Below are 23232 nucleotides of genomic sequence, written 5' to 3' on the forward strand. Positions count from 1 at the left end.
GAACCCTGCGCAATGCTGGTCTAGAAGGGCGCGCGACTCCTTCGAGGATTCCATGAACGCCTTTCTTTTGCAGTATCTGCCCATCGTGATCTTCCTTGGGATCGCGACCGTCCTGGGCCTCGCCTTCATCGTGGCTTCGGCGACCCTGTCGCCGCAGGCCCCGGACCCTGAGAAGCTGTCCACCTACGAGTGCGGCTTCAACGCCTTCGACGATGCGCGAATGAAGTTCGACGTCCGGTTCTATCTGGTCTCGATCCTCTTCATCATCTTCGACCTGGAAGTGGCGTTCCTGTTCCCCTGGGCCGTTTCGCTCATGAAGCTGCCCCAGGAGCTCGGACAGTTCGCCTTCTGGTCGATGATGACCTTCCTCGGCGTGCTGACCGTCGGCTTCATCTACGAATGGAAGAAAGGCGCCCTGGAATGGGAGTGATCGTTCCTGCGGGTTCGGCCGGCCGCACCACGGTCGAGGGCTATAACCCCAAGCTCCACGACCCCTTCTTCGACGGCGTCTCGAACGAGCTCGCCGACAAGGGCTTCATCACCGCGGCCGCGGACGACCTGATCACCTGGGCGCGCACCGGCTCGCTCATGTGGATGACGTTCGGCCTGGCGTGCTGCGCGGTCGAGATGATGCAGGCCTCGATGCCGCGTTACGACTTGGAGCGCTACGGCTTCGCGCCCCGCGCCTCACCGCGCCAGTCGGACGTGATGATCGTCGCCGGCACCCTGTGCAACAAGATGGCTCCGGCCCTGCGCAAGGTCTACGACCAGATGCCGGAGCCGCGCTACGTCATCTCCATGGGCTCGTGCGCCAACGGCGGCGGCTACTACTACTTCTCCTACTCGGTGGTGCGCGGCTGCGACCGGATCGTCCCGGTCGACATCTATGTGCCCGGCTGCCCGCCCACGGCTGAGGCGCTGGTCTACGGCGTGCTGCAGCTGCAGAAGAAGATCCGCCGGACGGGGACCATCGAGCGATGAGCTGGCCCCTGACCGAAGACGCCCTGCACACGCTCGGCAACGAGATCCTGACCTCGGGGACCGGCCAGGTGGCCGGCTTCCACATCGCCTATGGCGAGCTGACGCTGACCGCGCCGACCAACCGGATCGTCGAGACCCTGACCCAGCTGCGTGACCAGTTCGGTTTCCACCAGCTGATCGACCTGTGCGGCGTCGACTATCCCGACCGCGCCCAGCGTTTCGACGTGGTCTATCACCTGCTGTCGCTGACCAAGAACGCCCGCCTGCGGGTGAAGGTGCAGACCGACGAAGACACCCCGGTCCCGACCGTGACCGGCGTCTTCCCCTGCGCCGACTGGTATGAGCGCGAGGCGTTCGACATGTACGGCGTGTTCTTCGAAGGACACCCGGATCTGCGCCGCATCCTCACCGACTACGGCTTCCACGGCCATCCGCTGCGGAAGGACTTCCCGATGACCGGCTATGTCGAGCTGCGCTACGACGACGAGCTCAAGCGCGTCGTCTACGAGCCGGTGAAGTCGGTCGAATACCGCAACTGGGACTTCCTGAGCCCCTGGGAGGGCGCGGAGTACCTGCTGCCTGGCGACGAGAAGGCGCCCGCTGCCGGAGGACCGAAGTGATGGCTGACGACGCTTCGAACCCCGCTGTGATCCCGGAAACCCCGGTCCGCAAATTCAACATCAACTTCGGCCCGCAGCACCCGGCGGCCCACGGCGTGCTGCGTCTGGTCCTGGAGCTGGACGGCGAAGTCGTCGAGCGGGTCGATCCGCACGTCGGCCTGCTGCATCGCGGCACCGAAAAGCTGATGGAGTACCGGACCTACCTCCAGAACATCCCGTACTTCGACCGCCTCGACTACGTGGCGCCGATGAACCAGGAACATGCGTTCTGCCTGGCCATCGAGAAGCTGCTGGACCTGGAGACCCCGATCCGCGGTTCGATCATCCGCGTGATGTTCTCTGAGATCGGCCGGATCCTGAACCACCTGCTGAACGTGACGACCCAGGCCATGGACGTCGGCGCCCTGACCCCGCCGCTGTGGGGCTTCGAAGAGCGCGAAAAGCTGATGGTGTTCTATGAGCGCGCCTGCGGCGCTCGCCTGCACGCCAACTACTTCCGTCCCGGCGGCGTCCACCAGGACCTGCCTGAAGCGCTGGTCAACGACATTGGCGACTGGGCCGTGGCCTTCGAGCGTCCGCTCAGGGACATCGACAAACTGATCACCGGCAACCGCATCTTCAAGCAGCGCAACGTCGACATCGGCGTGGTGAGCAAGGAGCAGGCGATCGAGTGGGGCTTCTCCGGTGTGATGGTGCGCGGTTCGGGCATCGCCTGGGACCTGCGCCGCAGCCAGCCCTACGAGTGCTACGACGACTTCGAGTTCGACATCCCGCTGGGCGTCAACGGCGACTGCTACGACCGCTATCTCTGCCGCATGGAAGAGATGCGCCAGAGCGCGAAGATCATCATTCAGTGCGTTGAACGGCTTAAGAAAACGCCGGGCCCGGTGATGACCGAGGACAACAAGTATTCGCCCCCGCGCCGCGGTGAGATGAAGCGTTCGATGGAAGCGCTCATTCACCACTTCAAGCTCTACACCGAAGGATTCCGCACCCCGGAAGGCGACGTTTACGCCGCCGTCGAGGCGCCCAAGGGCGAGTTCGGGGTCTATCTGGTTTCGGACGGCACCAATCGTCCGTACCGCTGCAAAATCCGCGCGCCGGGCTTCCCGCACCTGATGGCGATGGACTGGATGAACCGCGGTCACATGCTGGCCGACGTCTCGGCGATCCTCGGCTCGCTGGATATCGTTTTCGGGGAGATCGACCGTTGAGCGCGCCCGCCTGCATCAGCCCGTTCGACGTGGTCGACGCCCAGTTCGAGGCCTACAACGCCCAGGATCTTGAAGCCTTCTGCTCGTTCTACGCCGACAACGCCACTCTGGGCGATTTCAACGGCGCGATCACGGCTGACGGCCTCGAGGCGATCCGCGCCCGCCACCAGAAGCTGTTCGCCGATTTCCCTGAGAACAAGGCCGAGCTGCGCCACCGCATCGTCGTGGGCAATACGGTGATCGACCACGAGCGCGTTGCGCGCAAACCCGGCGGAGACACCTTCGAGGTGGCCGCCATCTACACCGTCTCGGACGCCAAGATCGTCCGCGTCGACTTCGTGAAGTGAGGATCGCTTGAGCGTTCGCCGCCTCTCTCCGAACCAGCCCGCCAGCTTCGCCTTCTCAGCCGAGACGAAGCAGAAGGCGGATTGGTGGATTTCCAAGTTCCCGGCCGGCCGCCAGCAATCGGCGGTCATCCCGATCCTGTGGCTCGTGCAGAAGCAGGAGGGCTGGGTCTCGGAGCCGGCCATCCGCCTGATCGCCGAGCTGCTCGGCATGGCCCAGATCCGGGTGCTGGAGGTCGCGACCTTCTACACCATGTTCATGCTGGAGCCGGTCGGCAGCCACGCCCTGGTTCAGGTCTGCGGCACGACGCCCTGCGCGCTGCGCGGTGCCAATGAACTGATGGCCCACTGCAAGAAGAAGATCGGCCCGAAGGATCACCTGTCGGCCGACGGCAAATTCTACTGGCAAGAAGTCGAGTGCTTGGGCGCCTGCTCCAACGCGCCGATGGCCGCCATCAACGACTATTACTACGAAGACCTCACGGTCGAGACCCTCGACGAGGTGCTGAACGAGTTCGCCGCCGGCAAGCCGCGCGCGCCGGGCTCGGTGATCGGCCGCAGCGGCTCTGCGCCGGAAGGCGGTCCGCTGACCCTGAGCGATGCATCGCTCTACGACGGGACCCGGGCCAAGCCGATCAAGTCCCTCCCCAACGCGCCCAAGCCTTCGAAGGGCGCCAAGGAGCCGGCCCAATGAGCGGAATGAATGCGATCGCGCGCCTGCTGGGCGCGGACAAGGGAGTGTAGGGGCCTTGGTCGGTATTCTCGAAGACAAGGACCGCATCTTCACGAACCTCTACGGCCTCCATGACTGGGGCCTGGAGGGCGCGAAGAAGCGTGGGGCCTGGAACGGGACCCGTGAAATGCTGAAGCAGACGCCGGAATGGCTTTGCGACCAGATCAAGGCGTCCGGCCTGCGCGGCCGGGGCGGCGCCGGCTTCGGCACGGGCCTGAAGTGGACCTTCATGCCCAAGCAGGAGAGCGAGCGTCCGCACTACCTGGTGGTCAACGCTGACGAATCCGAGCCGGGCACCTGCAAGGACCGCGAGATCATGCGCAATGATCCGCACCTGCTGATCGAGGGTTGCCTGATCGCCAGCTACGCGATCCGCGCGCACACCTGCTACATCTACATCCGCGGCGAGTACGTGCATGAGCGCGAGCGCCTGGAAGCGGCGATCCGCCAGGCCTACGAGGCCAAGCTGATCGGCAAGGGCAACGTTCACGGTTGGGACTTCGACTTGCACGTCACCCACGGCGGCGGCGCCTATATCTGCGGCGACGAAACCGCGCTGATGGAAAGCCTGGAAGGCAAGAAGGGCCAGCCGCGCCTGAAGCCGCCGTTCCCGGCCGGTGCTGGCATCTACGGCTGTCCGACCACCATCAACAACGTCGAGTCGATCTCGGTCGTCGGCACGATCCTGCGCCGCGGCGCCGAATGGTTCGCGGGCTTTGGCCGTCCGAACAACACCGGCACCAAGCTGATGGCCATCTCCGGCCACGTGAACAAGCCGTGCGTGGTCGAAGAGGCCATGTCGATCCCGCTGCGGCAGCTGCTGGAAGACCACTGCGGCGGCATCCGCGGCGGTTGGGGCAACCTCAAGGCGGTCATTCCGGGCGGTTCGTCGGTGCGAATGATCCCGGCCCACGAGGCCGAGACTGCGCTGATGGACTTCGACAGCCTCTCGGCGCTGAAGTCGGGCCTGGGCACCGCGGCGGTGATCGTGATGGACCAGTCCACCGACATCGTGAAGGCGATCGCCCGCCTGTCGTACTTCTACAAGCATGAGAGCTGCGGCCAGTGCACGCCGTGCCGCGAAGGCACCGGCTGGATGTGGCGGGTCATGGAGCGCATGGTCACCGGCGAAGCCGAGATGCGCGAAATCGACATGCTGCTCGACGTGGCCAGCCAGGTCGAAGGCCACACCATCTGCGGCCTCGGCGATGCGGCCGCCTGGCCGATCCAGGGCCTCTTCCGGCACTTCCGCCACGAGGTGGAGGATCGGATCACCCAATATCGGGCCGGAAGGCCGCATGTGCAGGGCGCGTCCCTGCAAGCGGCGGAGTAACCCCTAATGCCCATCGCTAAGGTCAATGGCGTCGAGGTCGAGTTCGAACCCGGCATGACGGTTCTGCAGGTCGCGGAGCTGGCCGGGGAAGAGATCCCGCGCTTCTGTTATCACGAACGCCTGAGCATCGCCGGCAACTGCCGCATGTGCCTGGTCGAGGTGAAGCCCGGCCCGCCGAAGCCCCAGGCTTCCTGCGCCCTGCCGGCCGCAGAGAACCAGGAGATCTTCACCAACACGCCGATGGTGAAGAAGGCCCGCGAAGGGGTGATGGAGTTCCTGCTCATCAACCACCCGCTGGACTGCCCGATCTGCGACCAGGGCGGCGAGTGCGACCTGCAGGACCAGGCCATGGGCTATGGCCGCGACGGCAGCCGCTACGCAGAGAACAAGCGAGCCGTCGAAGAGAAGTACATGGGGCCGTTGATCAAGACGGTCATGACCCGCTGCATCCAGTGCACCCGCTGCGTCCGCTTCATCACCGAAGTGGCCGGCGTGCCGGACATCGGTCTCATCTCCCGTGGCGAAGACGTTGAAATCACGACCTATCTCGACAAAGCCGTGGCGTCCGAGCTGTCCGCCAACGTGATCGACCTCTGCCCGGTCGGCGCGCTCACCTCCAAGCCTTACGCCTTCAACGCCCGTCCCTGGGAGCTGAAGAAGACCGAGAGCGTGGACGTGATGGACGCGCTGGGCTCGGCGATCCGCGTCGACAGCCGCGGCCCGGCCGTGCTGCGCGTGCTGCCGCGCCTCAACGAAGAGATCAACGAGGAGTGGATCAGCGACAAGACCCGCTACGCGGTTGATGGTCTCTCCCGCCAGCGCCTCGATCGGCCGTTCATCCGCAAGGGCGGTCGGCTGCAGCCGGCCACCTGGGGCGAGGCCTTCGAGCTGATCACGAGCAAGGTGAAGGCCGCCAGCCCTGAGCGTCTCGGCGTGATCGCCGGCGACGTCCAGGACGTGGAGTCGATGAAGGCGGCCAAGGACCTGTTCTCGGCGCTCGGCTCGGCCAACATCGATTGCCGCCAGGACGGCATGGCCCTGGGCGGCGGTCAGCGCGAGAGCTGGCTGTTCAACTCGACCCTCGCCGGCATCGAAGACGCCGACGTGGTCCTGCTGGTCGGGACCAATCCGCGCATCGAAGCTCCGGTGTTCAACGCCCGCCTGCGCAAGCGCTGGGCCGCTGGCGCCCTGCGCGTCGGCTTGATCGGCGAGCAGGCCGACCTGACCTACAAGTATGACTATCTCGGCGCGGGGGCCTCGACCCTGTCGGGCCTGGCCCGCGCCAAGAACGACTTCGTCACTGCGCTCAAGGAAGCCAAGAAGCCGGCGATCATCATCGGCGCCGGCGCCCTGGCCCGTGAAGACGGCCAGGCGGTGCTCGCCGCCGCCGCCGCTGCGGCCAAGAGCTTCGGCCTGACCTGGAACGTGCTGCACACCGCGGCTTCGCGGGTCGGCGGCCTCGACCTGGGCTTCGTGCCCAGCGAAGGCGGCAAGAGCGCCAAGGAAATGGTCCAGCCCGGCGCGCTCGACGTGCTCTTCCTGCTCGGCGCCGACGAGATCGACGCCAAGGCCAGCGACGCCTTCAAGGTCTATCTGGGCACGCACGGCGACGCCGGCGCGCATGTCGCCGACGTGGTCCTGCCGGGCGCGGCTTACACCGAGAAAGACGGCATCTACGTCAACACCGAGGGCCGGGTTCAGCTCGGCTACCGCGCGGTCTTCCCGAAGGGCGACGCCCGCGAGGACTGGTCTGTGTTCCGGGCCCTGTCCGATCGTCTCGGCGCGACCCTGCCTTACGACACCCTGGCCCAACTGCGGGCCAAGCTGTTCGCCGACCACCCAAGCTTCGGCCAGGTGGACTTCGCGCCCGGCTCGACGGGCGCGGCGGTGGACTTCGGTTCGCTGGGCGCCAAGGGCGAGGTCTCCGACGCGCCGTTCGAGAGCGCCGTGAAAGCCTTCCACCTGACCAATCCCATCGCGCGCGCCAGCGTGACGATGGCTGAGTGCGCCGCCGTCGCTTCCGGCGCCGCCAAGATCGCGGCGGAGTAGGGGCATGGACGCGCTCGCCAACACCTTCTGGGCCACGCCAGGCGGCTGGACCCTCATCACCGTCGCTCAGATTCTGGCGGTGATCTTGCCGCTGCTGGTCGCGCTGGCGTTCTTCATGCTGGCCGACCGCAAGATCTGGGCCGGCGTGCAGATGCGCAAAGGCCCCAACGTGGTCGGGCCTTTCGGTCTGCTGCAGTCCTTCGCCGACCTGATCAAGTTCGTGCTGAAGGAAATCGTCATCCCCGACGGGGCCGACAAATTCGTCTTCCTGCTAGCCCCGGTGCTGACCTTCGTGCTCGCCATGGTCGGCTGGGCGGTGATCCCGTTCGCGCCGGGCTGGGTCGTCTCGAACATCAATGTCGGCGTGCTGTACCTGTTCGCGATCAGCTCGCTGGGCGTCTACGGCATCATCATGGGCGGCTGGGCTTCGAACTCGAAGTACCCGTTCCTCGGCTCGCTCCGTTCGGCGGCGCAGATGGTCTCGTACGAAGTCTCGATCGGCTTCGTCATCGTCACCGTGATCCTGCTGGCCGGCACCATGAACCTGCAGACCATCGTCGAGAAGCAGGCCGGCGGGTTCTGGAACTGGAACGTCTTCGGTGGCGGCCTGCACAACCTGCCCATGGCGCTGGTGATGATCCCGATGGCGGTGATTTTCTTCATCTCGGCCCTGGCCGAGACCAACCGTCCGCCCTTTGACCTGCCGGAAGCCGAGTCCGAGCTCGTGGCCGGCTATCAGGTGGAATACTCCTCCAGCCCGTTCCTGCTGTTCATGATCGGCGAGCTGGTGAACATCGTGCTGATGTGCGCCCTGATCTCGCTGATGTTCTTCGGCGGCTGGCAGGCGCCCATCGATCTGCCCTTCGTCCATAGCTGGGCGCCGACGGCGCAGAGCTTCTACGGCCTGATGTGGTTCGTGCTGAAGATCTGCTTCTTCTTCTTCCTGTTCGGCATGGTGAAGGCCATCGTCCCGCGCTACCGCTACGACCAGCTGATGCGGCTGGGCTGGAAGGTATTCCTGCCGACCTCCCTCGTCGCCGTGGCGATCGTCGCGGCCTGGCGGGTCTTCGGTCCGGGGGGCGCATGAGGACGCTGATGGCCGGCATTCTCCTGATCACCCTGAGCGCCTGCGCCAGTTCGCCCGGCGGTCCCGATCCGCTTGGCGGCGTCGCCAGCTACGACGCGCTGAAGAACGCGCGCGGGGCTTGCGTCGCCAAGGGCGGTGAACTGGTGCGCAGCGACGAAAGCTCGGGCAAGCGCATGTCCGACTACGTCTGCAAGAGAAAGTAACCGCGAGATGATGCAGCGAATTTCACAAGCGATCAGGGGCGCGGCGCTGATGGACTTCGTCGGGGCGTTCGGCCTGGCGATGAAGTACATGGTCAAACCGAAGGCGACCGTGCAGTACCCGCACGAGCGCGGCCCGCAATCGCCGCGGTTCCGCGGCGAGCACGTCCTGCGGCGCTATCCCAACGGGGAAGAGCGCTGCATCGCCTGCAAGCTGTGCGAGGCGATCTGCCCGGCCCAGGCCATCACCATCGAAGCCGAACCGCGTGACGACGGCAGCCGCCGTACGACCCGGTACGACATCGACATGGTCAAGTGCATCTACTGCGGCCTGTGCCAGGAGGCCTGCCCGGTGGACGCCATCGTCGAGGGGCCGAACATCGAGTTCGCCGTCGAGACGCGTGAAGAGCTCTACTACGACAAGGAACGCCTGCTCGAGAACGGCGATCGTTGGGAGCGGCAGATCGCGAAGAATCTAGAACTGGACGCGCCCTACCGGTAAGAACCCGGGCGCGATTCCGAGACGACCACCTTCGTCATTGCGGGCCTCGGCCGGCGGTGACGGACCCAAGTAAACTAAGGGGCTGAGAAGAGCCGTCATGGCCTTGGCGATCGCATTTTACCTGCTGGCGGCGGTGACCGTAGGCGCAGGGTTCGGGGTGGTTTCATCCCGAAATCCCGTGCACTCGGTGCTGTTCCTGATCCTCAGCTTCTTCTCGGCCGCGGGCCTCTTCGTGACCTTGGGCGCGGAGTTCCTCGCGATGCTGCTCGTCGTCGTCTACGTCGGCGCGGTGGCGGTGCTGTTCCTGTTCGTCGTCATGATGCTCGACGTCGACTTCGCGGCGCTGCGCCAGGGCTTTGCGCGCTACATGCCGCTCGGCGGCCTGGTCGCGCTGATCCTCGTGGTCGAGATGATCACCGTCTCGACCGCTGTGGCCACACAGGGGGCGAGCAAGAGCGAGCCGATGGTGCACTCCGACGTCTCGAACATCGAGAGCATCGGCCGGGTGCTCTACACCGACTACGTCTACTTCTTCCAAGCCGCTGGGCTGGTGCTGCTGGTGGCCATGATCGGCGCCATCGTCCTGACCTTGCGCCACAAGCCGGGCGTCCGCCGCCAGGTCATCGTCGACCAGGTGGCCCGTACGCCGAAGACCGGCATGCGCGTCGTTCAGATCAAGCCGGGACAGGGGATCGAGCAATGATGATCGGGCTCACCCACTATCTCGCGGTGGCCGCGATCTTGTTCACCATTGGGGTGTTCGGGATCTTCGTGAACCGCAAGAACATCATCGTCATCCTGATGTCGATCGAGCTGATCCTGCTCGCCGTGAACATTAATCTGGTGGCGTTCTCGGTCTATCTGCACAACGTCGCCGGACAGATCTTCGCCATGTTCGTACTGACCGTCGCCGCCGCCGAGGCGGCCGTCGGCCTCGCCATCCTTGTCACCTTCTTCCGTAACCGCGGCGACATCGCCGTGGACGACGTCTCGATGATGAAGGGCTGACGGACCTAAACATGACACCGCAGTCTCTCATCACAACCGTGGTCTTCGCGCCGATGATCGGCGCGATCATCGCCGGCCTGTTCGGGCGCCGGATCGGCAACGTCGCCTCGCAAAGCGTGACGACCGGCCTGCTGCTGCTGTCGGCGGTCCTGTCCTGGACCATCTTCAGCAAGTGGACTTGGGGCGGCCTCGAGCCGTTCACCATCCAGCTGCTGCCGTTCATCAACATCGGCGACTTCCAGTCGAACTGGTCGATCCGCCTCGACGGCCTCTCGGCGGTCATGCTGGTGGTCGTCACCAGCGTCTCCTCGCTCGTCCACGTCTATTCGTGGGGCTACATGGCCGAGGACGACTCCAAGCCGCGCTTCTTCGCCTACCTGTCGCTGTTCACCTTCGCCATGCTGGCCCTGGTGACCGCCGCCGACTTCATGCAGCTGTTCTTCGGCTGGGAAGGCGTGGGCCTGGCCAGCTACCTGCTGATCGGATTCTGGTTCAAGAAGCCCACCGCCAACGCCGCCTCGATCAAGGCCTTCGTGGTCAACCGGGTCGGGGACTTCGGCTTCGCGCTCGGCATCATGACCGTCTTCTGGATGTTCGGTTCGATCCAGTTCGCCGAGATCTTCCCGAAGGTCGCCGGCATGGCCGACCAGGGCTGGTGGTTCGCCGGCTCCTACTGGCACGCCGTCGACCTGGCCTGCGCGCTGCTGTTCGTGGGCGCGATGGGCAAGTCGGCTCAGTTTTTCCTGCACACCTGGCTGCCGGACGCGATGGAAGGTCCGACCCCTGTGTCGGCGCTGATCCACGCGGCGACCATGGTCACCGCCGGCGTCTACATGGTCTGCCTGCTGTCGCCGATGTTCGAGTACGCGCCCTACACCAAGCAGATCGTCACCCTGATCGGCGCGGTCACGGCCCTGTTCGCCGCGACCGTCGGCCTGGCGCAGAATGACATCAAGCGCGTCATCGCCTATTCGACCTGCTCGCAGCTCGGCTACATGTTCTTCGCCGCCGGCGTCGGGGCCTACCAGGCCGCCATGTTCCACCTGTTCACGCACGCCTTCTTCAAGGCGCTGCTGTTCCTGGGCGCCGGCTCCGTGATCCACGGCATGCACCACGAGCAGGACATGCGCCGCATGGGCGCGCTCTGGAAGTACCTGCCGGTCACCTATGTGGTGATGACCATCGGCACCCTGGCGATCACCGGCTTCGGCCTGCCGAACCTGCACCTGGGCTTTGCGGGCTTCTACTCGAAGGACACCATCATCGAGAGCGCCTTCGCGGCTGGCCAGGAGTTCGGTGGCACGGCGTACTTCGCCTTCATCGTCGGCATCTTTGCCGCCGGCCTGACCGCCTTCTACTCGTGGCGCCTGGCGTTCATGACCTTCCACGGCACCGCCAAGTGGGGCCATGGCCATGACGACGAGCACGGACATGCGCATGACGATCACGCCTCCTCGGCGCAGATCGAGACCCACGACGAGCCGCTGCCCGATCATGACCCCGGTCACGAGCACAAACCGCACGAGAGCCCGTGGGTGATGCTGGTTCCGCTCCTGCTGCTGGCGTTCGGCGCCCTGGCCGCCGGCTTCGTCTTCGTCGACCACTTCGTGGGCGAGGGCTGGAAGGAGTTCTGGCGCGGCGCGATTTTCAACGGCGCGGACAACCACGTGCTTGAGCACGCGCACCATTCGCCGACCTGGGTGAAGTGGGCGCCGCTGGTGGTTTCGGCGATCGGCTTCGCCAGCGCCTTCTACGTCTACATCATGCGCGAGGGCCTCGGTGCGACGCTCGCCGCGCGGAAGGGCCCGCTGTGGACCTTCCTCTACAACAAGTGGTTCTTCGACGAGATCTATGAGGCGACCTTCGTGCGGGCGACCAAGTTCCTGGGCGACCTGTTCTGGAAGGGCGGCGACCAGAAGATCATCGATGGCCTGGGCCCCGACGGGGTTTCGGCGCTGTCCTACGCCGTCGGGCGTCGGGCCGGCCGTCTCCAGACTGGCTACGTCTATCACTATGCGTTCGTAATGCTCCTCGGCGTGGCGGGACTGCTGTCCTACGCGCTGTGGGCTTGGCAGGCTTAAGGGGGAGGGCGATCCCATGACCGGTATTCTCTCCCTGACGACCTTCACGCCGTTGATCGGCGTGGCGGCCATCCTGTTCCTGCGGACCTTCCGTTCGCACGAGGACGCGCAGACCATCCGCGCCGTGAAGTGGATCACCTTCGTGACCACGCTGGCGACTTTCGGGCTGTCCCTGCTGCTGGTCGGCCAGTTCGACCCGGCCAACCCGGGCTTCCAGTTCGTGGAAGACCACGCCTGGTTCGCGGGCATCCACTACCGAATGGGCGTGGATGGCATCTCGATCCTGTTCGTGCTGCTGACCGCGTTCCTGATGCCGATCTGCATCGCCGCGTCCTGGAACTCGATCGACAAGCGGGTCCCGGCCTACATGGTGGCGTTCCTGGTCCTAGAGACCCTGGTCATCGGCGTGTTCTGCGCCCTGGACCTGGTGCTGTTCTACCTGTTCTTCGAGTTCGGCCTGGTGCCGATGTTCCTGATCATCGGCATCTGGGGCGGAAAGAACCGGGTCTACGCGGCCTACAAATTCTTCCTCTACACCCTGCTTGGCTCGGTGCTGATGCTGGCCGCCATCCTGGTGATGATCGGCGTCTCGGGGACCTCCTCGATCCCCGAGCTGATGAACTACAAGTTCGACGAGCACCTGCAGACCTGGCTCTGGCTGGCCTTCTTCGCCTCGTTCGCGGTGAAGATGCCGATGTGGCCGGTGCACACCTGGCTTCCCGACGCCCACGTCGAGGCGCMGACCGCCGGTTCGGTCATCCTGGCGGGGATCCTGCTGAAGATGGGCGGCTACGGCTTCCTGCGCTTCAGCCTGCCGATGTTCCCGATCGCCTCGGACCTGTTCACGCCGCTGGTCTTCGCGCTCAGCGTGATCGCCGTCGTCTACACCTCGCTGGTCGCCTTCCGTCAGACCGACATCAAGAAGCTGATCGCCTACTCCTCAGTCGCCCACATGGGCTTCGTGACCATGGGGATCTTCGCCGGCAACGCCGTCGGGGTGCAGGGCGCGATCTTCCAGATGCTCAGCCACGGGGTGATCTCCGGCGCGCTCTTCCTGTGCGTCGGCGTCGTCTACGACCGCATGCACACCCGAGAGATCGCCTTCTACGGCGGTCTGGTGAACCGCATGCCCTGGTACGCCGCGACCTTCATGCTCTTCACCATGGGCAATGTCGGTCTGCCGGGCACCTCGGGCTTCGTCGGCGAAATCACCACCATGACCGGCGCCTATCAGGTCTCCACCTGGACGGCGGTTGTGGCGGCCACGGGCGTCATCTTCTCGGCGGTCTACGCCCTGACCCTCTATCGTCGGGTCATCTTCGGCGAGATCACCAACCCGGCCCTTGCCGACATCACCGACCTCGACTGGCGAGAGGTGGCGATCTTCGCCCCGCTGATCGCCATGACCCTGTACCTCGGCGTCTATCCGGCCGCCGTCTTCGATCTGACCCAAGCTTCAGTCGACAACCTCGCGGCGGTCTACCGCGCGGCCATCGGCGGGTGAGGACCTAGAGACCCATGACCTTCTCTCAAGACCTCGCCCTCGCGGCGCCGGAACTGATCCTGGCGATCGCCGCCCTCGGCCTTCTGGTGGTCGGGGCCTTCGCGCCGCGCGCCACCACGGCGTTGATGCTCGCCTCGATCGGCGCCCTGATCCTGGCGGCCTGGGCCGCTGCGGTCGGCCCGATCGGCCGCGGCTTCGCCGGCGGCATGATCTCCGACAACGCCTCGGCCTTCGCCAAGGTGGCGATCTACGTCGCCAGCGCCATCGCCGTCCTGCTCGGCCAGAAGTGGTTCGAGCGGAAGGCGATCCGCAACTTCGAGTTCCCGATCCTGATCCTGCTCGCCGCGCTCGGCATGGGCATGATGGCCTCGGCCGGCGACCTGATCTCGCTCTATATGGGCGTGGAACTGCACTCGCTGGCGCTCTACGTGCTGGCGGCCATGCATCGCGACGACGCCAAGGCGTCCGAAGCGGGCCTGAAGTACTTCGTGCTCGGCGCCCTGTCCTCGGGCCTGCTGCTCTACGGCGCCTCGCTGATCTACGGCTTCGCGGGTTCGACCAAATTCGACGACATCGCAGTGGCGGTCGAGGGCGGGGCCGGAACCGGCGTGCTGTTCGGCCTGGTCTTCCTGATCTGCGGCCTGGCCTTCAAGGTTTCGGCCGCGCCGTTCCACATGTGGACCCCCGACGTCTATGAAGGCGCCCCGACCCCGGTCGTGGCCTACTTCGCCGGCGCGCCGAAGCTGGCCGCCATGGTGCTGTTCGCCCGCGTGCTCTCGGAAGGCTTCGAGGGCGCGGCGGACCAATGGCGCCAGGTGCTGGTGGTCATCGCCCTGCTGTCGATCTTCGTCGGCGCCTTCGCGGGCCTGGCGCAGAAGAACCTGAAGCGCCTTTGGGCCTACTCGTCGATCGCCAACGTCGGCTACGCGGTGCTCGGCCTGGCGGCCGGAAACACCGAAGGCATGCAGGCCATGCTGGTGTTCATGATCCTCTACATGGTCGACGTGACCGGCTTCTTCGCCTGCCTGACGGCGCTGTCGCGTGAAGGCCGCCCGATGGAGACCATTGACGATATGGCGGGGCTCTTCAAGGAACGCCCCGGCATCGCCCTGGCCATGACCGCGTTCTCGCTGTCGGCGCTGGGCCTGCCGCCATTCTCGGGCTTCTGGGCGAAGTTCTATGTGTTCAAGGCCGCCATCAATGTCGGAGATCCGATGATCCAGATCGCGGCGGTGCTTGGCCTGGTCGGCAGCGTCGTGGCCGCCTTCTACTACCTGCGCCTGATCAAGGTGATGTGGTTCGACACCGCCCCCAGCGCCGTCGACGCATCGCCGACCGAGGCGCGCGTGGTGGCCATCGGCGCGGCGTTCTTCTCGTTCCCGCTGGTGCTCGGCGCGCTGATCTTCCTCGATCCGCTGGCCAAGGCTGCGGCGGTGGCGTTCGGGCTCGCCTCCTAGGTGAGCGGCCACCCGCCGATCGAAGCCCACGAAGAACTGGACTCCACCAACGCCGAGGCGCGCCGCCGCGCCGAGGCGGGGGAGGGCGGTCCGCTCTGGATCACCGCCCTGCGGCAGACCGCCGGCCACGGCCGGCGGGGCCGGGCCTGGACCACCTCGACCGGAAATCTGGCGGCGACCCTGCTGCTGACCACGGATAAACCGGCCGCCGAGGCCGCGCAGCTCTCCTTCGTGGCCGCGCTCGCCGCCGCCGAGCTGGCGCAGACCTGCCTTGGTCCCGGCGCGGCCAAGCTGAAATGGCCCAACGACGTGATGGTCTTCGGCCGCAAGGCGGTCGGCATCCTCATCGAGTCCGGAGCCCGGCCTGACGGCGCGCTCTGGCTGGCGGTCGGCATCGGCGTCAACCTCGCCGAAGCCCCCCAGAACGTCGAGCGGCCCGCTACCGCATTTGCCGAGCACATGGCCAGCCCGCCGCCGGCGCCGCTGGATGCTCTGGAAATCCTCGCCACGCGTTTCGAGCATTGGCGCGCGCTTTGGGACCGCGAGGGCTTCGCGCCCATCGCGCAGGCCTGGACGCTCCATGCGCATGGGTTGGGCCAGACTTGCGAGGCGCGGCTGCCCAACCAGACGCACAAGGGCGTGGCCGAGGGGCTGGACGCCGACGGCGCGCTGCGCCTGCGGCTGAATGATGGAACCGTGCTGCGGATCACCGCAGGCGACGTCTTCTTCGGGGAGGCTTGAACCCAATGCTGTTGGCCATCGAGCAAGGCAACACCAACACCCTGTTCGCCGTTCATGACGGCGATCGCTGGATCGCCCAGTGGCGCGCGGCCACCGACTCCAGCCGCACGGCGGACGAGTACGCGGTCTGGCTCTCGCAGTTGCTGCACATGGCCGGGCTGCAGTTCGGCGTGCTGGACGCCTGCATCATCTCCAGCGTGGTGCCGCAGTCGATCTTCAACCTGCGCAACCTCGCCCGCCGCTACCTGCACGTCGAGCCGCTGGTGATCGGCGAGAACGCCGACCTCGGCATCGAGGTGCGGATCGACAAGCCCTCGGAAGCCGGCGCTGACCGCCTGGTCAACGCCCTGGGCGCGCACATCGTCTATCCGGGCGACCTGATCGTCATCGACAGCGGGACCGCCACCACCTTCGACGTCATCGCCGGCGACGGCGGGTTCGAGGGGGGTGTGATCGCGCCCGGCATCAACCTATCTATGGAAGCGTTGCACAGCGCGGCGGCGAAGCTGCCGCGCGTCGCGATCCAGAAACCCCAGAAGGTGGTCGGGACCGATACGGTCGGGGCCATGCAGTCGGGCGTCTTCTGGGGCTATGTGGCCCTGATCGAGGGCTTGATCGCCCGCATCAAGGCCGAACGCGGCGCGCCGATGACGGTCATCGCCACGGGCGGTGTCGCCTCGCTGTTCCATGGGGCCACCCTGGCCATCGACCACTTCGACCCGGATCTGACGATCCGCGGCCTACTTGAGATTCACCGCCGGAACACGGCGGCAAGGACGTAATGAAAGCAAAAGACCAAGACGAGCTCGTCTTCCTGCCGCTCGGCGGCTCGAACGAGATCGGCATGAACTTCAATCTCTACGGCTACGGCCCGGCGCATGCGCGCAAGTGGATCGTGGTCGACCTGGGCGTCACCTTCGGCGACCAGACCACGCCGGGCGTGGAGATCATCCTGCCCGATCCGCAGTTCATCCTCGACTACGCCAAGGACATCATCGGCATCGTCCTGACCCACGCGCACGAGGATCACATCGGCGCCGTCGCCTGGCTGTGGCCCAAGCTGCGCGCCCCGCTCTATGCGACGCCGTTCACCGCCTTCCTCCTGCGCGAGAAGCTGCGCGAGAACGAGGACTGCGCCGACGCCGAGATCACCGAGGTGCCGCTGAGCGGGAAGGTGCAGCTGGGCCCGTTCGAGGTCGAGCTGGTGACGCTCACCCATTCGATTCCCGAGCCGAACGGCCTGGCGATCCGCACGCCGCTGGGCGTGATCCTGCACACCGGCGACTGGAAGATCGACCCTGACCCAGTACTGGGCGCGACCACCGACGAGGCCGCAATCCAGAAGCTGGGCGACGAGGGCGTCCTGGCCATGGTCTGCGACTCGACCAACGTCTTCGTCGACGGCGAGGCCGGCTCCGAGGCCGACGTGAAGACCGCCCTGGCCGGCCTGATCGGCGGGCTGAAGGGCAAGGTCGCCGTCGCCTGCTTCGCCTCCAACGTGGCGCGCATGGACAGCGTGATCCGGGCCGCGGAGGCCGCCGGCCGCAGCGTCTGCCTGGTCGGCCGCTCGATGCACCGCATGTCGGCCGCCGCCAAGTCGGTCGGCCTGCTCGAGGGCGTCGCCGAGTTCATCTCCGAGCAGCAGGCCGCCTCGCTGCCCGAGAACGAAGTGCTGTTCCTCTGCACCGGCAGCCAGGGCGAACCGCGCGCGGCGCTGTCGCGCATCGCCGACGGTTCTCATCCGCACGTGAAGCTCGGCGCGGGCGATTCCTGCGTCTTCTCCTCGCGGGTCATTCCCGGCAACGAGATCCCGATTCGCAACCTGCAGAACCGCCTCGCCGACCGCGGCGTGCGGCTCTACACCGAGCGCGACCATCCCGGCATCCACGTCTCCGGCCACCCCTGCCGCGACGAACTGGCCCGCATGTACCATTGGGCGCGGCCGCAAATCGCCGTGCCGACCCATGGCGAGCGCCGCCACCTGCTCGAGCACGCCGCCTTCGCCAAGGACCTCCAGGTCCCGCAGTCGATCGCCCCGCGCAACGGCGACATGGTCCGCCTGGCCCCGGGCCGGGCCGAGATCATAGATGAAGTGCCCGCCGGCCGTATCTATGTCGACGCCGGCGTGCTGACACCCGAGAACGGCGACGCGCTGCGTGAGCGTCGCCACGCGGCCTACAACGGCGTGCTGGCCGTCAGCGTGGTCCTCGACGGCCGCGGTAAGTTGCTGGGCGAGCCGCAGGTCCGCGCGCTCGGCCTGCCGGCCGACGAAGACTATCCGATGGACGAGGTGCTCGACGACCTGGCCGGCGAGGCCCGCCAGGCCCTGGCCCGCGTGACGGGCGAGCAACGCGAGTTCGACGCCGAGGTCGAGACCGCCATCTCCCGCGCCGTCAAGAAGGCCAGCCAGCGGATCTGGGGCAAGCGTCCGGTCGTGGAGACCACGGTCCTGCGGGTCTAGATTTCGCCGCACCATCGCGTGTCATCCCGGAAGCCGCATAGCGGCTGCCCGGGACCAATGAACACCTGATGGATCAAGCTGTAGCTCGGTCCTTCTTCAGCGCGGCGCAAATGGGTTCCGGTCTTGCTTCGCAAACCGGGACGACACGGCAGGGTGACGCTCCGGCGCCCTCGCGCCCGCGCCCGGAGAGGTCTATACCGCCGCCATGATCGGAAGACTGAACCACGTGGGCGTCGCCACGCCCTCCATCGCCGAGTCGGTGAAACTCTATCGCGACGTGCTAGGCGCGACGAACATCACCGAGACCAAGGCGTTGCCGGAGCAGGGCGTCTACGTCTGTTTCGTCGACCTGCCCAACAGCCAGATCGAGTTGATCGAGCCTCTTGGCGACGATTCGCCGCTCAGGGGCTTCCTTGCGAAGAACCCGGCCGGGGGGCAACACCACGTCTGTTTCGAGGTGTCCGACATCATCGCCGCGCGCGACGACATGCGGGCCAAGGGCGCGACGGTGCTGGGCACGGGCGAGCCGCGGATCGGCGCGCACGGCACGCCGGTGATCTTCGTCCACCCGAAGAACATGGGCGGGGTCTTGGTCGAACTGATGGAAACTCCGAAGGAAGCTCACGCATGAGCGTGTTCACCGGCATTGCGATCTATCTGACCATCTGGTGGACGGTGCTGTTCTCCGTCCTGCCGATCGGCGTGACCAGCCATGCCGAAGCCGGCATCGACAAGGGCGACGGCGGCGACCCCGGCGCGCCGGTCGATCCCAAGCTGAAGAAGAAGTTCCTCACCACGACGATCATCACCACGGTGCTGTGGGTGATCCTGTTCCTGGTGCTGCATTTCAAGCTGGTGACCCTGCCGCCGGTGCCCGACAACTGGAGCTGAGGGCGGCTGGCGTCGCCGGATTGCCCGCGCGAGGCTCCACTGCGCACAAGTTTTAGGCGAAATCGCCAATCCTCCACGCCAGGGGAAACTCAGCCGAGCCATGGGGCGTAACCCGAGTTACCTCTGAGGCAGACACAGACGGCCATCCGGTTCGTCCGTGGCGTTTTCCCCGACGACTTGAAGGCCGCCCGCCCTCCCGTGGGCGGCCTTCTTTTCGCTCAGCTTGCATTGCAAAGCTCGCGAACCCGGCTATCACGGCCAGTAGATCATCGGGACACATCCCCAGGCATGCATCTTCCGAGACTTTCGCTCGCGACTGGAGCGCCCAAGGTTTGAGCGCGCAGAACGGCAGCAACGGCGCGCTGAACGGCCGCGCGCCTCCGTTCGGGCAATGGGAGCGGTCGGTGGCCGCCCGTTACCTTCGGGCCAAGCGCAGCCAGGGCGGCGTGGCGCTGATTTCCATCATCTCCTTCGTGGGGATCATGCTGGCCGTGGCAGTGCTGATCATCGTCATGAGCGTGATGAACGGCTTTCGGGCCGAGCTGCTGTCGCGGATCCTCGGCTTCAGCGGTCACCTCTATGTCACTGGCGGCGTGCTGACCGACCCCGACCGAGGCGCGATCGTCAAACGGCTGTCGGATATCCCCGGCGTGGTCCAGGTGACACCGGTCATCGAGGCCCAGGCCATGGCGCTCGGCGCCGGCCAGATCAGCGGCGCCATCGTGCGCGGCGTCACCCGGGCCGATCTGAAGGCCACCAAGATCGTTTCGGGCAACATCACCCGCGGCAGCATCGCCGGCTTCGGCGAGGGCGAATACGGCGGCGACATGATCCTTGTCGGCGACCGCCTGGCCGAGGGCCTCGGCGTCCAGGCGGGCGACGAACTCAGCCTGATCTCGCCGGTCGGCGGGGCCACGGCGTTCGGGGCCACGCCGCTGCGCAAGACCTACACCATCGCCGGCACCTTCACGGTCGGCATGAGCGAATACGACCAGGCCTTCATCTACATGCCGCTGGAGCAGGCCCAGCTGTTCTTCGGCCGCGACAGCGGCGTCGACTATCTGGAGATGAAGCTCGCCGATCCGGACCGGGCCGTGGCCATGAAGGGCGATGTCGCCCGCGCTGCCGGACCCTCGGCCCTGGTCACCGACTGGACCGAGAAGAACTCCGCCTACTGGGGCGCCCTGAAGGTCGAGCGCAACGTCATGCGCCTGATTCTGATGCTGGTCGTCGCCATCGCCGCGATGAACATCATCTCGGGCCTGGTGATGCTGGTGAAGAACAAGGGCCGCGACATCGCCATCCTGCGCACCATGGGGGCGGGGCAGGGCTCGATCCTGCGCATCTTCTTCATGTCCGGCGCGGCTGTCGGCGTGCTCGGCACGCTGGCCGGCCTGCTGGTCGGCTCACTGTTCTGCGTCTTCATCGGCGAGATCCAGACCTTCGTGGAGTGGGCCACGGGCGCCCAGGTCTTCAACTCCGACATCTATTTCCTCAACCGTATCCCCGCGAAGATCGACTGGCAGGAAGTCGCCGTGATCACCGGCTGGGCGCTGGCCGTGTCGTTCCTGGCGACCCTGCCGCCGGCCTGGCGTGCCTCGCGCCTCGATCCTGTGGAGGCGCTTCGCTATGAGTGAGCCGGTGCTCTCCATCCGCGGCCTGCGGCGGACCTACAAGAGCGGCGACAAGACCCTGGTGGTGCTCAACGGCGTCGATCTCGACGTGCGGCCCGGCGAGATCGTCGGCCTGATCGGGCCGTCCGGCTCGGGCAAGTCCTCGCTGCTGCATGCAGCCGGCCTGCTCGAACACCCGGACGCCGGCCAGATCACCGTCGAGGGCCGCGACTGCTCCGACCTCAGCGATCGCCAGCGCACCCGCGTGCGCCTGGCCACCGTCGGCTTCGTCTATCAGGCGCACCATCTGCTCGCCGAGTTCACAGCTCTCGACAACGTGGCCCTGCCGCAGATGATCGCCGGCCGCTCGCGCAAGGCCGCTCGGGACCGCGCCGCCGAGCTGCTCTCCAACCTCGGCCTGGCCGAACGCGTCGACCATCAGCCCGCCCAGATGTCAGGCGGTGAGCAGCAGCGAGTGGCGATCGCCCGGGCGCTGGCCAACTCGCCTCGGCTGTTGCTGGCCGACGAGCCGACCGGCAACCTCGACCCGCACACCTCCGCCTCGGTGTTCGACAGCCTCTACGCCCTGGCGCGCAGCGAAGGCGTCGCGGCCCTGGTCGCCACCCATAACCTAGAGCTCGCCAAGCACATGGACCGCGTCCTGGCGCTGAAGGACGGCCACCTGGAAGCGCACGTCCTCTAGGAACTCTGGACGAGCCGGGGAGGGGCGCGATCCATGGATGAGACCGAAGAGCTGATCCAGCTCTGCGTGCGTGCGCTCGCCTCGCAGATGAACGCAGCGCCTGGGATCGAACTTCACATGACCCGGAACTGTATTCTCGGTCTGACGGACGAGCTCCTGGCCGACCACAATAGACTGACCTTGGGCGCCGATCCTGACGCCGAGGGCTTTCTCATTCGATCGGTGGCGCGGGCGAGAGAACGAGGTCGGCCGCTCACGGCCATCATGAGCCCCCATGTGGCGCAGAGCCTTGCGCCGGTCGCGACGAGGCTAGGCCTCACCGCTGTCGGCGCTGCGCCGCTCATGGTGCTTCGCCCGAACGTTCCCGTTCAACCGAGCTGCCCCACGCACGTCGTCCGCGCACTCGGCCCAGAGCTTGTCGGCGTCGCCGGCGATCTGATCGCCGCCGCCTTTGACGAGCCACGGGATGTCATCGCCAGGTGTATCGAAGTCAGCATGACCGAGACCTCGGGCGTGGAGACCTATATCGCCTGGGGCGACGAAGGGCCCATGTGCACCGTCTCCGTCACCCCAACGGGTAACACGGGGGGAATCTCGCTTATGGCCACGCCGCCTGAGCACCAACGCAAGGGCATGGGCCGCGCCCTGCTGAGTCAGGTGATCTATGACTACCGGCGCCGCGGCATGGAGCGCTTCCACCTGGGCGCGACCGATGCAGGCCGGCCGCTCTACACAAGCCTTGGCTTCGAGCTGGTCGCCGATCTCCCCGTCTGGATCTTGGAACAACCCGCCTCAGCGTAGGATTAGATGGCTTCGGGTGCTCGGGCGATCTCCGGACTTTCCAGATCGGAGATCAGGCCGGGCCCTGTCGGGCGCCAACCCAGCCGCTGTTGCGTCAGCGCGCTGGAGGCCTGGCCGTCGCGGCCGATGAACATCCCGAGCCAGCCGAAGTGCTCGCCCGCCTGCTCCTGCGGGATCGAGGCCACGGGCAGGTTCAGTCGGCGGCCGATCGCTTCGGCGATGTCGAGCATGGAGACCCCTTCGTCCGCCACCGCGTGCCAGGTCGCGCCGGGCTGCGCCCGCTCAAGGGCCAGCCGGTATAGCCGCGCCGTATCGAGCACGTGGGCGGCCGCCCAGCGGGCGTCGCCGTCGCCGACATAGGCCGACACGCGCTTTTGACGCGCCACCTCGACGGCATGGGTGAGCAGGCCGTGATGGCGCATGTCATGCACCTGCGGTAGGCGCACGACGCCGGCGTTGACGCCATGGGCGGCGAGAGCGGCCGCAGCTTCCTCGGACGCGGCGCGCGGGATGTCGGTGGACCTGGGCGGCGGATCGTCCTCGGTCCCCGGGCGGCCCGGCGCGGCCATGCCCGTCCCGGAGGTGACAAGGATCGGCCGGTCGGATCCGGCCAGGGCGGAGCCCAGCGCGGCGATGACGCGGCGATCATCCTCGCAGTTCGCCAGGTAGGTCGAGAAGTCGTGGTTGAAGGCCAGGTGGACCACCGCGTTCGCCTGGGCGGCCCCGCGCCTCAGGCTCTCAAGGTCATCGAGCGCGCCCATGTGCGGTTCAGCTCCAGCGGCGGCCAGCGCCTGCCGGCCGGCTTCGGAGCGGGTCAGACCGAGCACCTGGTGGCCCGCCGCGATCAGGTCGGAGACCAGGGCTGAGCCGATGAATCCAGTCGCGCCGGTGATGAAGACACGCATTGGA

At 66.5% G+C, this 23232-nt stretch carries 25 protein-coding genes; 24 read left to right on the forward strand and 1 reads right to left on the reverse strand.

Annotation, left to right across the window (positions count from 1 at the left end):
* Nucleotides 1-52: 52 nt before the first annotated feature.
* From AC1DQJ_RS06665 to AC1DQJ_RS06780, 24 genes are all read left to right on the forward strand, one after another.
* Nucleotides 53-430: an NADH-quinone oxidoreductase subunit A gene (locus AC1DQJ_RS06665; RefSeq protein ID WP_374532734.1), complete on the forward strand. Its 378-nt coding sequence runs from the start codon at nucleotides 53-55 to the stop codon at nucleotides 428-430.
* The gene (locus tag AC1DQJ_RS06670) at nucleotides 400-981 is read left to right on the forward strand and encodes a NuoB/complex I 20 kDa subunit family protein (protein ID WP_477601492.1); all 582 of its coding nucleotides are present in this window, start codon (nucleotides 400-402) and stop codon (nucleotides 979-981) included. The genes AC1DQJ_RS06665 and AC1DQJ_RS06670 overlap by 31 nt, the downstream gene beginning before the upstream one ends.
* Nucleotides 978-1601, forward strand: coding sequence for an NADH-quinone oxidoreductase subunit C (locus AC1DQJ_RS06675; protein ID WP_477601494.1), 624 nt, complete (start codon nucleotides 978-980; stop codon nucleotides 1599-1601). Before AC1DQJ_RS06670 ends, AC1DQJ_RS06675 begins: the two co-directional genes overlap by 4 nt.
* Nucleotides 1601-2815 carry an NADH-quinone oxidoreductase subunit D gene (locus tag AC1DQJ_RS06680; RefSeq protein WP_477601495.1) on the forward strand — a complete coding sequence of 405 codons (1215 nt, stop codon included), beginning with the start codon at nucleotides 1601-1603 and terminating at the stop codon, nucleotides 2813-2815. Before AC1DQJ_RS06675 ends, AC1DQJ_RS06680 begins: the two co-directional genes overlap by 1 nt.
* Nucleotides 2812-3162, forward strand: coding sequence for a nuclear transport factor 2 family protein (locus tag AC1DQJ_RS06685; protein WP_477601497.1), 351 nt, complete (start codon nucleotides 2812-2814; stop codon nucleotides 3160-3162). Before AC1DQJ_RS06680 ends, AC1DQJ_RS06685 begins: the two co-directional genes overlap by 4 nt.
* A gap of 7 nt (nucleotides 3163-3169) precedes the next feature.
* Complete coding sequence (nuoE, locus tag AC1DQJ_RS06690; RefSeq protein ID WP_477601499.1) at nucleotides 3170-3853, forward strand: NADH-quinone oxidoreductase subunit NuoE; 684 nt, start codon at nucleotides 3170-3172, stop codon at nucleotides 3851-3853.
* Nucleotides 3854-3908: 55 nt separating this feature from the next.
* Nucleotides 3909-5225, forward strand: a complete 1317-nt coding sequence (gene nuoF / locus AC1DQJ_RS06695; RefSeq protein WP_477601501.1) for an NADH-quinone oxidoreductase subunit NuoF — start codon at nucleotides 3909-3911, stop codon at nucleotides 5223-5225.
* A gap of 6 nt (nucleotides 5226-5231) precedes the next feature.
* The gene (nuoG, locus tag AC1DQJ_RS06700) at nucleotides 5232-7274 is read left to right on the forward strand and encodes an NADH-quinone oxidoreductase subunit NuoG (protein ID WP_477601503.1); all 2043 of its coding nucleotides are present in this window, start codon (nucleotides 5232-5234) and stop codon (nucleotides 7272-7274) included.
* A 4-nt stretch (nucleotides 7275-7278) separates the two neighbouring features.
* Nucleotides 7279-8361, forward strand: a complete 1083-nt coding sequence (gene nuoH, locus AC1DQJ_RS06705; RefSeq protein ID WP_477601505.1) for an NADH-quinone oxidoreductase subunit NuoH — start codon at nucleotides 7279-7281, stop codon at nucleotides 8359-8361.
* Nucleotides 8362-8369: 8 nt separating this feature from the next.
* A complete protein-coding gene (locus tag AC1DQJ_RS06710; protein ID WP_477601506.1) occupies nucleotides 8370-8564 on the forward strand; it encodes a hypothetical protein in 195 nt (64 codons plus the stop codon).
* Nucleotides 8565-8571: 7 nt separating this feature from the next.
* Nucleotides 8572-9063, forward strand: coding sequence for an NADH-quinone oxidoreductase subunit NuoI (gene nuoI, locus AC1DQJ_RS06715; RefSeq protein ID WP_477601508.1), 492 nt, complete (start codon nucleotides 8572-8574; stop codon nucleotides 9061-9063).
* Between the two features lie 97 nt (nucleotides 9064-9160).
* Nucleotides 9161-9766 carry an NADH-quinone oxidoreductase subunit J gene (locus AC1DQJ_RS06720; RefSeq protein ID WP_477601510.1) on the forward strand — a complete coding sequence of 202 codons (606 nt, stop codon included), beginning with the start codon at nucleotides 9161-9163 and terminating at the stop codon, nucleotides 9764-9766.
* Nucleotides 9766-10071 carry an NADH-quinone oxidoreductase subunit NuoK gene (nuoK, locus tag AC1DQJ_RS06725; protein WP_477601667.1) on the forward strand — a complete coding sequence of 102 codons (306 nt, stop codon included), beginning with the start codon at nucleotides 9766-9768 and terminating at the stop codon, nucleotides 10069-10071. The genes AC1DQJ_RS06720 and nuoK overlap by 1 nt, the downstream gene beginning before the upstream one ends.
* Before the next feature lie 11 nt (nucleotides 10072-10082).
* The gene (gene nuoL, locus AC1DQJ_RS06730; protein ID WP_477601512.1) at nucleotides 10083-12152 is read left to right on the forward strand and encodes an NADH-quinone oxidoreductase subunit L; all 2070 of its coding nucleotides are present in this window, start codon (nucleotides 10083-10085) and stop codon (nucleotides 12150-12152) included.
* A 16-nt stretch (nucleotides 12153-12168) separates the two neighbouring features.
* Nucleotides 12169-13656, forward strand: coding sequence for an NADH-quinone oxidoreductase subunit M (locus AC1DQJ_RS06735; protein ID WP_477601514.1), 1488 nt, complete (start codon nucleotides 12169-12171; stop codon nucleotides 13654-13656).
* Nucleotides 13657-13670: 14 nt separating this feature from the next.
* On the forward strand, nucleotides 13671-15113 hold the full coding sequence (gene nuoN / locus AC1DQJ_RS06740; protein ID WP_477601516.1) for an NADH-quinone oxidoreductase subunit NuoN: 1443 nt from the start codon (nucleotides 13671-13673) through the stop codon (nucleotides 15111-15113).
* Nucleotides 15114-15854 carry a biotin--[acetyl-CoA-carboxylase] ligase gene (locus AC1DQJ_RS06745; RefSeq protein WP_477601518.1) on the forward strand — a complete coding sequence of 247 codons (741 nt, stop codon included), beginning with the start codon at nucleotides 15114-15116 and terminating at the stop codon, nucleotides 15852-15854. It begins immediately after the preceding gene.
* A 5-nt stretch (nucleotides 15855-15859) separates the two neighbouring features.
* Nucleotides 15860-16636: a type III pantothenate kinase gene (locus AC1DQJ_RS06750; RefSeq protein ID WP_477601520.1), complete on the forward strand. Its 777-nt coding sequence runs from the start codon at nucleotides 15860-15862 to the stop codon at nucleotides 16634-16636.
* The gene (locus AC1DQJ_RS06755) at nucleotides 16636-18315 is read left to right on the forward strand and encodes a ribonuclease J (protein ID WP_477601521.1); all 1680 of its coding nucleotides are present in this window, start codon (nucleotides 16636-16638) and stop codon (nucleotides 18313-18315) included. Before AC1DQJ_RS06750 ends, AC1DQJ_RS06755 begins: the two co-directional genes overlap by 1 nt.
* Before the next feature lie 205 nt (nucleotides 18316-18520).
* On the forward strand, nucleotides 18521-18946 hold the full coding sequence (gene mce / locus AC1DQJ_RS06760; protein ID WP_477601523.1) for a methylmalonyl-CoA epimerase: 426 nt from the start codon (nucleotides 18521-18523) through the stop codon (nucleotides 18944-18946).
* Nucleotides 18943-19206, forward strand: coding sequence for a DUF1467 family protein (locus tag AC1DQJ_RS06765; protein WP_477601525.1), 264 nt, complete (start codon nucleotides 18943-18945; stop codon nucleotides 19204-19206). The genes mce and AC1DQJ_RS06765 overlap by 4 nt, the downstream gene beginning before the upstream one ends.
* 332 nt (nucleotides 19207-19538) lie before the next feature.
* A complete protein-coding gene (locus tag AC1DQJ_RS06770) occupies nucleotides 19539-20843 on the forward strand; it encodes a lipoprotein-releasing ABC transporter permease subunit (protein WP_477601527.1) in 1305 nt (434 codons plus the stop codon).
* Nucleotides 20836-21522 carry an ABC transporter ATP-binding protein gene (locus AC1DQJ_RS06775; protein ID WP_477601529.1) on the forward strand — a complete coding sequence of 229 codons (687 nt, stop codon included), beginning with the start codon at nucleotides 20836-20838 and terminating at the stop codon, nucleotides 21520-21522. Before AC1DQJ_RS06770 ends, AC1DQJ_RS06775 begins: the two co-directional genes overlap by 8 nt.
* A 33-nt stretch (nucleotides 21523-21555) precedes the next feature.
* A complete protein-coding gene (locus AC1DQJ_RS06780; RefSeq protein WP_477601531.1) occupies nucleotides 21556-22323 on the forward strand; it encodes a GNAT family N-acetyltransferase in 768 nt (255 codons plus the stop codon).
* Nucleotides 22324-22325: 2 nt separating this feature from the next.
* On the opposite strand, the gene AC1DQJ_RS06785 is transcribed toward AC1DQJ_RS06780, so the two are convergent.
* Complete coding sequence (locus tag AC1DQJ_RS06785; protein ID WP_477601533.1) at nucleotides 22326-23228, reverse strand: SDR family oxidoreductase; 903 nt, start codon at nucleotides 23226-23228, stop codon at nucleotides 22326-22328.
* Between the last annotated feature and the right edge of the window lie 4 nt (nucleotides 23229-23232).

The sequence above is a fragment of the Phenylobacterium sp. P4_E10 genome (genome assembly GCF_056401675.1).